The organism is Phycisphaeraceae bacterium (genome assembly GCA_019636795.1).
Lineage (GTDB): Bacteria > Planctomycetota > Phycisphaerae > Phycisphaerales > UBA1924 > JAHBWW01.
In genome coordinates, this window is record JAHBWW010000002.1 from 228627 (window position 1) to 241308 (window position 12682).

General features: G+C 65.9%; 9 protein-coding genes and 1 rRNA gene. 6 read left to right on the top strand and 4 right to left on the bottom strand.

Translation table 11 applies throughout. The features are described 5' to 3' along the window. The first annotated feature begins 39 nt into the window (after positions 1 to 39). The 6 genes from KF757_04170 (at position 40) to KF757_04195 (ending at position 6914) form a co-directional block, all read left to right on the top strand. Positions 40 to 1227: a PD40 domain-containing protein gene (locus KF757_04170; GenBank protein ID MBX3322167.1), complete on the top strand. Its 1188-nt coding sequence runs from the start codon at positions 40 to 42 to the stop codon at positions 1225 to 1227. Next, a complete protein-coding gene (locus KF757_04175) occupies positions 1224 to 2351 on the top strand; it encodes an acetylxylan esterase (GenBank protein MBX3322168.1) in 1128 nt (375 codons plus the stop codon). The genes KF757_04170 and KF757_04175 overlap by 4 nt, the downstream gene beginning before the upstream one ends. Next, positions 2351 to 3292: a hypothetical protein gene (locus KF757_04180; protein ID MBX3322169.1), complete on the top strand. Its 942-nt coding sequence runs from the start codon at positions 2351 to 2353 to the stop codon at positions 3290 to 3292. The genes KF757_04175 and KF757_04180 overlap by 1 nt, the downstream gene beginning before the upstream one ends. 208 nt (positions 3293 to 3500) lie before the next feature. Then, positions 3501 to 4859, top strand: coding sequence for a hypothetical protein (locus KF757_04185; GenBank protein MBX3322170.1), 1359 nt, complete (start codon positions 3501 to 3503; stop codon positions 4857 to 4859). A gap of 91 nt (positions 4860 to 4950) precedes the next feature. Continuing rightward, a complete protein-coding gene (locus KF757_04190) occupies positions 4951 to 6042 on the top strand; it encodes a hypothetical protein (protein ID MBX3322171.1) in 1092 nt (363 codons plus the stop codon). Then, the gene (locus KF757_04195; GenBank protein ID MBX3322172.1) at positions 6030 to 6914 is read left to right on the top strand and encodes a sulfotransferase; all 885 of its coding nucleotides are present in this window, start codon (positions 6030 to 6032) and stop codon (positions 6912 to 6914) included. Before KF757_04190 ends, KF757_04195 begins: the two co-directional genes overlap by 13 nt. Before the next feature lie 53 nt (positions 6915 to 6967). Here KF757_04195 and KF757_04200 read toward each other — a convergent pair whose 3' ends face one another. From KF757_04200 to KF757_04215, 4 genes are all read right to left on the bottom strand, one after another. Continuing rightward, positions 6968 to 8599, bottom strand: a complete 1632-nt coding sequence (locus KF757_04200; GenBank protein MBX3322173.1) for a hypothetical protein — start codon at positions 8597 to 8599, stop codon at positions 6968 to 6970. 115 nt (positions 8600 to 8714) lie between these two features. Then, positions 8715 to 10197: ribosomal RNA gene (locus KF757_04205) — 16S ribosomal RNA — on the bottom strand. A gap of 467 nt (positions 10198 to 10664) precedes the next feature. Continuing rightward, positions 10665 to 11582 (bottom strand): ComF family protein, encoded by a 918-nt coding sequence (locus tag KF757_04210; GenBank protein ID MBX3322174.1) that lies wholly within the window; start codon positions 11580 to 11582, stop codon positions 10665 to 10667. Further along, positions 11583 to 12674: a protein arginine kinase gene (locus KF757_04215; protein ID MBX3322175.1), complete on the bottom strand. Its 1092-nt coding sequence runs from the start codon at positions 12672 to 12674 to the stop codon at positions 11583 to 11585. It abuts the gene before it with no gap. Positions 12675 to 12682 lie beyond the last annotated feature (8 nt).

Genomic DNA, 12682 nt, shown 5'->3' on the forward strand with positions numbered 1-12682 from the left:
CGTGCCCATCGGGACAACTGCACACCGTGAGGAGACCCCATGTTCTGGACACTTCTGGCATTCTCGCCCGCCCTGATTGAACCCGACTGGAAGGTGCACGAAGCACCGATTCTCACCGATCACATTCAACTCACCTTCCCACAGCAGTTCGTCCGCGCTGGTGAAGCCTATTTCAACCCCGACATGACCTGGATCATCTTTCAGGCTGTTCCCCGTCCACCCGAGGATTCCGAGCCGGGCGAACACTATGAAATGTACGTCGCCCCGCTCACGCGCGATGCCGACGGCCGCGTCACCGGGCTTGGCGACGTGATCCAGATCAGCAAAACCGGCTCTGCCAACACCTGCGGCTGGTTCCATCCGAGCGAGCCGGGTCGGGTGCTCTTCGGCTCGACGATCGTGCCACCGACGGCACCCGACCGCGCCGGCTACCAGCGCGACACCGGGCGTTACCGCTGGCAGTTTCCTGAGGAGACGCAGATCGTCTCAGGCGTGGTGCCCGCGATTGTCGATCCATCGCGCACCGAATCTATTCAGCCGATCACCGACGCGCTCTGGTCGCGCCCAGGCTACGACGCTGAAGGCTCATGGTCACCCGACGGCAAGTGGCTGCTCTATACCCAGGTCGATGTCGAGACGGGCGACCCTGACATCTACGTCCGCGATCTTGACGCCGGCGTGTCGATCCCGCTGGTGGTCGCACCCGGCTACGACGGCGGCCCGTTCTTCTCGCCCAACGGCAAGCGCATCACCTACCGCAGCGACCGCAAGGGCAACAACCTGCTGCAACTGTTCGTCGCCGATCTTGTGTTCGACGAATCCGGGCAGATCACGGGCATCGAGCGCGAAGCAGCCGTCACCGACAACGAGTTCGTCAACTGGGCCCCCTACTGGCATCCGTCGGGCGCGCTGCTGGTCTATTCAACCAACGAAGCCGCTCCCGAGCAGCACAACTACGAAGTCTTCATCATCGACGCGCGTGGCTCTGTGCCCGATCCGATCAAGGTGCGTCTGACCAATGCCGACGGGTTTGATGGCCTGCCGGTGTTCAGCCACGACGGAAAACTGCTCATGTGGACCAGCCAGCGCGGGGCCGCGATCGAGGGCGAGAGCCGCCCGTCGAGCCAGTTGTGGCTTGCCTCATTCAGCATGGAGAACTTCGCGCTGGCATACGCCAAGGAAGTCATGGATCGCAAGGAAGCCAGCGCCGCGGAGCCCGGCACGTGATCGAACCCGACGACTACGGCATGGGCGCTGAAGAAGCGCTGGCCCGCGTCGGCGATCCGACGCGCGCGATGCTGCACAAGCCCTTCTGGAACCAGTGGTGGAAAGCCGTCATCGCGTCGCGGCCGGTGCTGCGCGAGCGCGCCACCCCCGATCCGAGCGACCCGGGCGCCACGCACGAGTTCGAGAGCTACCACCACGTGCGCATCGGCTGCCGGCTCGTGCTGCCCCAGCAGCCACCGCGCGGCGGCGTGGTCATTCTCCACGGCTACGAGGACGTCCCGACGCTCGCCGAGCAGGCGCGCGAGGAGATGGATCTGGTCACCGAGGGGCTGGCCGTCCTGCTCGTGCGGGTGCGCGGCTTTGCGGGCTCGCGGCTTGATACTCCCGGCATCCCGCCCGGCGGCGGCGGCGGGGCGTCGGGCTGGATCACCTGCGGGCTCGATGATCCCGCCGACGGCCTGAGCGGGGCCGCGTCATGGGTGCTGCCGCACGCGGCCGCGGATGTCGTCGATGCCTGCCGGGCCCTGCGCAACTATCTCATCGAGCACGCAACCCCCGACGCCGAACTCTTTCTCAAGGGCCACTGTCTCGGGGCGACGCTGGCGATCATCGCCACGGCCAAACTCATGGGCCAGCTGCCGCACGAGTCGATCGTCGAACGCCTCGTGGTCGCACTTCCCACGCTCGCCGACTGGAGCTGGCGTCAACTGCATCGCGCCCCGTCGCGCGGCACCGGCGCCGAGATCGAGGCCCTGCTTCGCGCCCATGCATCGCGCCGCGACCTACTGCTCGACCGCCTGCGTCTGGCCGACCCCGTCATCCACGCTCAGAACGTGCGCTGCCGCGTGCTGTGCATGCTGGCCGAGCGTGACGACGTCGCGCCCGCCCCGGCGGCGGCGGCGGTCTACAACGCCCTTGGCTCTGATATCGGCCGCAAGTGGCGCTTCGTCGTCCCCTTCGGCCACTGCGACGGGGGCATCATCAACGCCCGCCGCCACGCGTTGTTTGAGCGCTGCACGCGCGATTTTCTCAACCCCGCCCGCAAGCCGCGCCAGAGCATGCTCGCCTGGGAGCCTTTGCTCCGCCGCGGCCAGCGTCCCCCGACGAATCGCGAGGAAACCTGATGCTGCACCAGTCCCTGCGCACGCTGCTCGAAGGCCTGATCGACGATGCGTCGCTGTTTCCGCCAGCAGCGCTCGAACTGGGCGCGGCGATCGAGCAGCACGCCCGCCAGAAACGCGCGACCGAGGCGTTTGCGCTTGGACGTTTCATCTGTCCGGCCAGCCGGCTCGAGCTGTTCTCGCGTTCGGCCGCGCTGCTGATGCCGGGGACGTATGCCACCAGTGGTTACCGCGAGATGGCCGATGATCTGCCGCCGTGGCGGGTGAGCGTGACGATCGATCAGCCGCTCGATGTCGCGCTCGACGCGATCGACGCCTTCAATGCCCGCCACGCCCGCGAGGATCAGGGGCTGGCGCTGGCCGATGCGCTCGAACTGAAGATCGAAACGCCTGACGACATCGACACCGCGCTCGACATCATCCCCGATGACGTGCTGCCGTTCTTCGAACTGCCGCCGGTCGATGATCCGCGGGGGTTCATCGCCGCGCTGGCCGGCTCCGATGCCGCGGCCAAGATCCGCTGCGGCGGCCTGGTGCCCGAAGCGATCCCGCCCGCCTCGCGCATCGCGGCGTTTCTGGTCGCGTGCGCCGTCGCCGAGGTGCCTTTCAAGGCCACCGCGGGGCTGCACCACCCGATCCGCGCCGAGCAGGCGTTGACCTACGAGCCAGACCCGCCGCGCGCGATCCAGCACGGGTTCATCAACGTCTTCATGGCCGCGGCCCTGCTGCATGCCCGCGCGATCGAGCCCGAGGAGGCGCTGGCCGTGCTCGAGGAGCGCGACGCGGCGGCGTTCGCGGTTGGCCCGGCCTCGGTCTCGTGGCGGGGGCGCGCGCTGGACCTGGATGAACTCGCCCTGGCCCGCGACACTTTTGCGCTCTCGTACGGCAGTTGCTCGTTCGACGAACCGATCGCCGATCTGCGGGCCTTGGGCTGGCTGGCCTAGCGGCAGCGGCCGCGCCAAGCGGCAAGACAGCCGGACCGGGCGGGAAGACAATCGAAACACAAATGCCGGGTGCCGTAGCCATGGCTCTGCATGGCCACGATCGAGGGCCAACGCCGCTGGCCCGTGGGCCAACGCCGCTGACGGAGTATGCTTCAAGCGGCGGGCGGAGCGGCTGCTCGCGCCAGGAACCGCCGCTACGGAGAACCCCGTGCCCGATCCATCGGCCCCCGCCACCGACCTCGCCCCCGTGCTCGGCCCCGAGGCCGCCGAGACCATGCTTGCCTTTGCCGAGCCCTTTTCGCACCAGAACGTCCCCGGCCCGGCGGGCAAAGCCGCCCACGCTGCCGCCCTCGAGGCCGCAGGCCTGCGCCCCCTGCCGCCGCCGTTTTCGCACGTCGTAGCGATTCTCAGCGACATCGACGACAGCGACCGCAGCCGCTGCGATGCCTATCACGGCCAGCTCATCGACCAACTGGGCCTGGACTTTGGCGATTCGGCGTGGCTCTTTGGCCGCACGGCCACGCCGCGTCTGATCGGCAATACCGCCGCCGACGCCGTCATCGTGGGCTATCGCGGGCTGGGCGTGCTGCATCCGTGCGGCGAGCCGGACGCCTGGACGGACAAGGATCTCGACACCGTGTTCTCCTATCGCGAGATGATCGCGGGCTTCCTGCGTGGACGCTTCGACCACTTCCACAGTTTCATGCCCTGCGGCCCGCGGATGGTCTGGCTCGAGCGGACCAGCGTCGAAGGGACCGACGCCGTCTTCGCCGTGCCGACGCTTGAGCGCCAGGGCCACTTCCGCACGACGGAGATGCGCCTGGCCGGACTCGGCGTCGTCGGGCCCGCTGAAGCCACCAGCGGAGTCATCGGAGCATCGAGCGCAAGCGACCATCAGGACGCGATTGCCTTTGCCCGCGCGACGCCAGAGCGCGAGGCCGCCATCACGCTGGGCAGCGACGATGAAACCACCGCCGTGCTGCTGCCGCCGCAGCCGCCCGAAGCCGGCGCGGCGCTGACGCACCTGTGGCTGACGCGCGCGATCCGCGTGCACTGCACCACCGCCGAGGCGGCCGCGGGCCTGCGGGCGATCGCGGTCTTCAACGCCGTGCCCGAACTGATCCTGGGCGTGCTGGCGGATCTGGACCAGCGCTGGAATGTGCGCACCAGCCTCATCACGGAGCACTCGGGCTACTGCTTTCTCAACGACAAGTCGCTGTCGGTCCACGCTGCCAAGACCGAGGCCGAGGCCCGGCTGACTTCTGAGACTGCGCGCGGCTGGGTCATCAGGCTCGCCGGATTGCAGTTACGACGCGACCGATGTCGTCGCGCCCTCGCTGGTGCGCGACGGTTCGGGGGTGTACATCTGCCGCCGCACGATGCCCACGCTGCCCGCCGGGGTCGATTCGAACGATCCGGTGCTCAAACCGACGCGGGCCCCGAGTTTCGGCCACCGGCTCAGGCGACTCTTTGCCCTGATGGACGAAAAACCGGGCGATCACTGGCCGATCTACACCCATCTCGGCTCCTTCGCGCCCCTGAGCGAACCTCCCAGTCCCTATCTTGACGCGGGCGCCCTGCACGAACTGCAGGATCGCCACGCCAACATCTCGGGCACGGTCGCCCCGAAACACCGCTGCTGGTTCACGCGCGCCACCGTGCTGTGCGAGCACGCGATGCTCATGCAGGCCGTCGCGCCGCACGTCGAGCGCGAGGGGCCCAGTCGCGTCCGCATCCGCTCATGGCCCGATGCGACCCTCGGCTGCATGATGCCCGTGTCGATCAGCCAGACCTGGGGGCTGAGCGTGCGCGTCGCAGACCTGCGGGCGGCACGCGTCGCGATCGACCAGACCGATGTTGCGGATCTGGCCCGCTTTGAGGCTGCCGACGGCCGCTGGGTCACGCTGATGCCTTCGACGATGCGCGACGTGGTGTTCGATCACGTCGATCCGCTCGCCCGGCCCGATGCGCACGCCCGCGGCGTTGGCGTGCAGGCCCGCTTCGAGACCGGGCCCGGTGGGGGACAGCTCATGCTCGAAGGGACGGGGAGCGTCTCGTTCGAGCCGCGCTGGCTCGACGCCCGCGGCGCCCAGGCTTTTGTCTACACGATGCAGGCCCGATCGGCCGATGCCGCCCTGGCGTGGCTCGTCGAGACGCGCGACGGCGGACGCTTTGCGTGGGGCGATGCGGAAATCATCGCCGGACTCGACGCTCTGACAGCACAGCGGGCCGAACCCGTCGCGCGCGATGCACGCATCGCTGTCCCCCTGTGGGATCTGACCTGGGCCGAGGGAGCCACACCGGGCGGCCCGCTGCCGACGCGCGCGATCGCCCGCATCAGCCTCGTGTCACGCGGCAGATGCGCCATCGCCGAGGCCGCCTTCATCCGCCCCAGCCCCGCTCAGCCCGACGCCCCGCGACGCGGCACCGTCATTCTGGGCTCGGTGCCGACGGGCGCCCGCGACTGGAGCGTCGTGTGCAGCGACCCAGACGGCCGAGGCCAGCGCTCGAGCACTCCCGACAAGCGGGGCTGGTTCGCCTTCGACGGGATCAACCGGCCCGTCATGCTGCTGCGGGCCCGCGATGCGGCGGGACAGTGGTTTGCGCCCATCGGCGGCGCGCTCGTCGAGACGCGCTACAACCAGACCAGCGTGCGCTTCGCGCCGGTCGACGAAGCGGCCGCGCTACTGTTGAGCGCACACGCGGCCACGCCCGCACCCGAACCACGGAGAGACGCATGGGACTGCTGAGCAAACTGTCCGGACGCGCAACCGAAGTCCAGCCCAGGCCCGAGGCAAGCGGCACCGGCAGCAACGCGACGCGGCCGAACCTCATTCTCGCCGGGGCGCCCCGCAGCGGCACCAGTTCGCTCCGCTACTACCTCATGGAACACCCCGACATCGCCATGCTCGTCGGCAAGGACTTCGAGCCCGTCGGCGGCGAAGACGTCGGCCTGCCCTTCAACAGCCCCTTCGTCGCCCACTCGCACCGGGCCGGGGCGCTCGAGGCCTATGACGCCTGCTGTGAGCGTGTGCGCGGCAGACACCCGTACATCGGCGTGTCGGTCCGCTACGCGATCTACTACCCCCACCTCATGCACAACATCCGCCACCACCTGCCCGACGCCAGACTGCTCTTCATCCTCCGCAACCCCATCGACCGCGCGCGATCCTCGTACACCTACACCCCGCCCGAGAAACGCGACAAGACTTTCGACGAGATGATCCGCATCGAACAGCACGAGGCCGAGGAAGCCGCGAAGTTTTCCAACCGCGGCCAGTGGAAGAACCTCTTCAAGCCCGGCGGCGAAACCAACAGCATCATCGAGCGCGGCCTCTACGCCCCGTGCCTCCGCCGCATCCTCGACATCTTCCCCCGCGAGCAGGTCCACGTCATCCGGTTCGAGGCGTTCAAGCGCGATCCCAACGCCGAGCTCACCCGCGTGCTCGACTGGCTCGGCCTGCGGCCGCACACTTTTGCCCGCACCGACGAGGTCAAGGGCCAGAGCACGGACACCGACGTCATCTCGCCGCAGACGCGCGCGATGCTCAGCGACTATTACGCCGAGTTCAATCAGCAGCTCTGGGATCTGCTCGGCTGGGACGGCCAGCCCTGGAGCTGACGCAGCAGCCGCGCCAGCCGCCGCCCGCGCCGCAACAGCCGCCGTGGCGGGCTTCACTCATCGACCCGCGCGGGCCGATAGTTCCCCGGCGAACTGCTCGACGGCACCTCCACCCGCACCACCTCCACCCCCTCGAACACGAGCGTGACATCGAGCACCGTGTCGAGCAGCGCGTGATTCTCGCCCACGCGCGGGTCGGGCCTGAAGATCACATCCACCCGGCCCGCATCGGCCCACCGCGACGCCAGCGCCGCCGCCTCGGCCGCACCATCATGGGTTACAGACCACTGCTGGCCATAGATATGCCCGCCCTGCCTGCCGCCCTCCGACGAAAACCGCACCACTTCCGTCTCGACGCCATCGTGGAGCACGAACAGCCGACCCGCGATCGGTGCGGGCACCCCATCGAACCTCTGCCAGAACTTGACCACCTCAACGCCATAGCGCGGCAGATCCTCAAGATCGATCGGCACCACCTCGATATGGCTCATCCCCGCTGCCGCCTGCACCGCCCGCGCCAGCGTCGCATCCTTGATGAACTCGACCACCGGCGTCCCCGGCGGCAGCAGCCGCACCACCTGCTCATGCCGCCGCGTGCCCAGCGATACCAGCGCCCCGCCCCCCGGCCGCTCAATCGTGATGTCGTACTCGACATACAGCCGCACCTCATCGCCCCCCGCCCACGCCTCCGATGTCACCGGGATCGCACTGCTCACACTCCCCGTCGCCGACGAACCGCCCGCCGGCAGCCACAACCCCGTTGTTGACCCGCCGCGCCGCACCGCCGTCGCCTCCTGCCCCACCACCCCGCTCGAAAACCGGTGCCGATTGGCCTGCAACCCAAGGGCCGAAAGATGCTGCGAACTCAGTTGCACGCTCATCCGATCGAGCGTGTTCGCAATCAGATACGGCACCTCGACATCGCGCGCACTGACGCGCGACCGGATCACCACCGTGTCGCGCATTCCCTGCTCGAAATACGCCCGCAGCTGCTCCTCGTCCATCTGACGCCCCTGCGCCGCCGCCGCCAGCACGTCGCCATAGCGCGGATCCCACGCGATGCTCTCATCGGCCTGGTGCGCGAGGGCCAGATCAATCGCCCGCTTCCAGTGCTCGGCCGACATCGGCGTCGAACGCAGGCTTCGCGCGGCCAGCTCCCCCACAGCCTCGTCCACGCCGCGCTCGGCCAGCATCACGACTGTCCCATCCGGCAGCAGCGCCAGCAGACGCACATTGCGGACCCCCAGCGCCGCAGCCATCAGCAGCGAACCCAGCAGCAGCACCACCGCCGCCGCGACCACGCCCCCGCGGCTCACCCGCCTCAGCACCGGCCGCGTCGAACCGATCGCCGTGATTTCACGCCCGCACTCGGGACACCGGCGATCCGGAACGGTCGGTGTGCCCGCCAGATCGAACCGACACCCGCGGCAGAACTCGCCCCGCACAGTCACCCGCCCGCGCACACTCGCCACAAGCAAAATCACACCAACCCCGAGCAACACACACCCGATGAGCAGCATCAGCGGAGTATACAGGCAGGCGGCTCGAAGACAAAAATGCACAACGCCCGGCGTTTTGGCCGGGCGCTGGACAAAGAGCACATGATGTGGCTCAATGGCCAGTGAACAGTTGGGTCCGTCTTCGTCACGCGTTGCCGCGTGACTATCCGCATCGCTGACTGTCATGACACGTCAGCGTTGTGTTGCGGGCGAGAGTGTACTCACGAATCCTGGTGCAGATTTCTCTGCGACGCCTTCCAATCTTGGTCGGCGTTCAGCCAGGTCTAAGGAAATCCCTTAGAAAGGAGGTGATCCAGCCGCAGGTTCTCCTACGGCTACCTTGTTACGACTTCGTCCCAGTCACCGATCTCGCCGTAGGCACGCCTGAAACGGCGTGACTTCGGGCGCTCCCGGCTCCCATGACGTGACGGGCGGTGTGTACAAGGCTCAGGAACATATTCACCGGAGCGTAGCTGATCTCCGATTACTAGCGATTCCGACTTCATGCAGGCGAGTTGCAGCCTGCAATCCGAACTGGGGTGTGGTTTTTGCGATTTGCTCCACCTCGCGGCATTGCATCGCTCTGTCCACACCATTGTAGCACGTTTGCATCCCTGGACGTAAGGGCCATGAGGACTTGACGTCATCCCCACCTTCCTCCGGTTTGACACCGGCAGTCTCGCTAGAGTACTCGCCATGACGCGTTAGCAACTAACGATAGGGGTTGCGCTCGTTAAGGGACTTAACCCGACACTTCACAGCACGAGCTGACGACAGCCATGCAGCACCTGTGCATGTTCCACCCAAAGGGTGTGGCCAATCTTTCGAAAGGTTAATCCATGCATGTCAAGCCCAGGTAAGGTTCTTCGCGTTGCCTCGAATTAAGCAACATGCTCCACCGCTTGTGTGAGCCCCCGTCAATTTCTTTGAGTTTTAGCCTTGCGACCGTACTCCCCAGGCGGTGCACTTAATGGTTTTCCTGCGGCCGAGAGGGCGTGAGAGCCCCCCCGACCTAGTGCACATCGTTTACGGCGTGGACTACCGGGGTATCTAATCCCGTTTGCTCCCCACGCTTTCGTGCCTGAGCGTCAGGACATGCCCAGTCAGTTGCCTTCGCCATTGGCGTTCCCATGGATATCTACGCATTTCACCGCTCCACCCATGGTTCCACTGACCCCTACATGCCTCAAGACTGGCGGTTCACCCCGCAATTCCCCGGTTGAGCCGGGGGCTTTCACGAGATGCCTGCCAATCCGCCTGCGCACCCTTTAAGCCCAGTGATTCCGAGTAACGCTCGGGCCTTCCGTATTACCGCGGCTGCTGGCACGGAATTAGCCGGCCCTTCCTCTGAGTCTGGTCATTGTTCCTAGACCCTGACAGCAGTTTACACATCGAAGATGCTTCATCCTGCACGCGGCATTGCTCCGTCAGGCTTTCGCCCATTGCGGAAGATTCGTTACTGCAGCCTCCCGTAGGAGTCCGGGCAGTGTCTCAGTCCCGATGCGGCGGGTCGTGCTCTCACACCCGCTACCCGTCTTCGGCTTGGTGGGCCTTTACCCCGCCAACTACCTGATAGGACGATCGCCGCTCTCAAGGTGGTAAACCTTTCCTCCAAAGAGCACATTGGGTATTACCTGCAGTTTCCCACAGCTATCCCCAGCCTCGAGGTACGTTCGATCGCATTACTCGCCCTTTCGCCACTCATCCCGAAGGATTCGTTCGACTTGCATGTTTTAGCCATGCCGCCAGCGTTCACTCTGAGCCAGAATCAAACTCTTCAATTGATGTTCATCGATCCGGACTTGCGCCCGGCTCTTATCAATGATGTTGATCCGGCTACCCCACACGTGCCCACATCTCTGTGGGGCGTTGCGGGGCCGGTCTGTCCGAAGGAACTACCCCTCGGACATGGCGCTTTCGCGCCTTGCTATTCTCTAGCACTCAAATGATCTCTTGACCGATCCGAAGATCGGCCAGGGCTGATCCACACGAGAATGCCAGACACTACGGAGCTGTGACTCCGAGTGGCCGTTTGTTTCGACGTCGAACGCCTCCGGCTGAGGCACGGTCGTGGACCGTCTCGACGCCGCACATTCTCGCGGCGGACCCAACTGTTCACTTGCCAAAGAGCGCGGTTCAATCCTAAGCATCACGCCAGAACGAACCCCTCAAGACCGATTCAAACCCCAACCCGTCACGATCCAAGCCGCGACGAGTGGCGGGGGATAGTGTAGCGCGTCATCCATTCCAGTCAATCCCCTTCCGTCCTATTCATACGATTTTCTCCCCCCAATCCAATCGGAACCGACCCCAACCCCTCCACATCCCTCTCCCGACGCCCACGCATCCGCGTCACCCCGGCCGACGCAACCCAAATCCGACCCGTATTCCCCGATTCCCGCAACGCCCGACACGCAGCCCTCAGCGTCGCCCCCGTCGTCCGCACATCATCCACCACAATCGTCACCTCACGCTCCGGTCCTTTCCCCCTCAGCCCAACGCCACCCCCCGAGCGCCCGCGAAACACCCCCGCAACATTTGCCCGCCTCTGGCTCGCCCCCACATCCACCTGACTGGGCCCATATCTTCGGCTCAACTCCCGCCTAACCCTCACCCCTGCCACCTTCCCCGCTGCACATCCAACGATCAGCGTGTGATCCACCCCACGCATCACCCGCCGCCTCCAGTGTGTGGGCACAGGAACCAACACCGCCTCCGACGCCAAAACCTGCGCCCGCTCCAGTTCCTCCGCAATAGCCCTTCCCAACTCCCGCCCCAGGTCCTTCCCCGCCTGCCGCCATCGTCGAAACTTCAGATCCAGTACCGCATCACGCAGCACACCATCAAAAGTCCCAAGCCTGATCGCCCGCTCCCAGGGCAATCTCTGCCTTCGGCACGAGCCGCACCCCTCTCCATCAGCTTCATACGGCCCCACCGAGCCGGCACACCTCGGGCAGTACGACGATCGCGCATCACGCACCCACCCTTCGACCCTCGCCCTCACTCCCAACGTCAACCCGACACGCCCCAGCAACTCAGTCTCGATCGCATCTCCCAGCCCCCACCGCGATTCGCCCCGCGGCTCCTCGACCACCACCTCCGTCGCTCGTTTCGGAGGCCAGACAAACTTGCCCTGTTCAGCACATTCAGCCCAAGGGTCCATCGCCACTCACCCGATCGCGCTCGCGCGCTCGCGCAACAGATTCGCCCGCGCGGTCCGTCGTTCATGTTGCGTGAGTTCCCGCCCGCTGTGCTGCTGCAGGTGCGCCTGCTGCACCATCAGAAACATCATGTTCACCGCCCGGACATCAACCCCCTGAAGCAGCCCCAGCACCACCCCCATGCGCACAAGGCTCAGATGTTCCATCGCCTCATCGGTCGCAATCAGACGCGCGTACTTGAGTATCCCCAGCGAGCGATACACCCGATCAATCGTCGTCGCACGCCGCTTCTCAACGAGCACGCGTCGCGCATGCCGCTCGTAATCAATCACCTTGGGCACAATCTCCGACTCCATCTCCTGCAACAGCACCTGCTCGGTCTTGCCCAGCGTTGTCTGATTCGAGATCTGATACAAATCGCCCACCGCCTCGGTCCCCTCGCCATAGAACCCGCGCACCGCCAGAGACATGTCCTCAGCCGCACGCTTGACCTTGTCAATCTCGCCAAGCATCTTGAGCCCCGGCAGGTGCAGCATCACGCTGAATCGAATGCCCGTGCCCACATTCGTCGGACACGCCGTCAGATACCCGAATCGAGGACTGAACGCATACTCCAGCGTGCGCTCCAGGCGATCATCAATCACATCGACCGCAGCCAGAGCGCTCGCCAGCGCCAGCCCCGACCGCATGACCTGAATCCGCAGGTGATCCTCTTCATTGACCATGATCGAGAGTTGCTCATCGGGCAGCGAAGCCGCCAACCCGCGCGGTTCATCCGGGCCCCCGATCCCGCCTGCAAGTTTGCCCCGTGCGTGCTGCCGACTCATCAACTGACGCTCAACGAGCAACTGCCGCTCAACCTCGCCCGCACGATGTACATCGACCCACATCAGAGGCCCGACCTGCTCGATCGCACGCCGACAGATATCAAGCGTCTGACCTCGCTGCACCCGATCGGCCTGAGGCACAAAACGATGCGCAGCCAGATTCCGCGCCAACCTCACCCGCGACGAGAACACCACATCACACCCCGGGCCGTCGCCGCGCAGCCACTCCGTCGGCGACCCATACACCGGACGCGAGTTTCCCTCAGACCCCATCGAACCAA

What these genes read in the sequence shown, in the direction of transcription:
- KF757_04170 (MBX3322167.1), top strand. Translation starts at nt 40, where the DNA reads ATGTTCTGGACACTTCTGGCATTCTCGCCCGCCCTGATTGAACCCGAC.
- KF757_04180 (MBX3322169.1), top strand. Translation starts at nt 2,351, where the DNA reads ATGCTGCACCAGTCCCTGCGCACGCTGCTCGAAGGCCTGATCGACGAT.
- KF757_04195 (MBX3322172.1), top strand. Translation starts at nt 6,030, where the DNA reads ATGGGACTGCTGAGCAAACTGTCCGGACGCGCAACCGAAGTCCAGCCC.
- KF757_04200 (MBX3322173.1), bottom strand. Translation starts at nt 8,599, where the DNA reads ATGACAGTCAGCGATGCGGATAGTCACGCGGCAACGCGTGACGAAGAC.
- KF757_04215 (MBX3322175.1), bottom strand. Translation starts at nt 12,674, where the DNA reads ATGGGGTCTGAGGGAAACTCGCGTCCGGTGTATGGGTCGCCGACGGAG.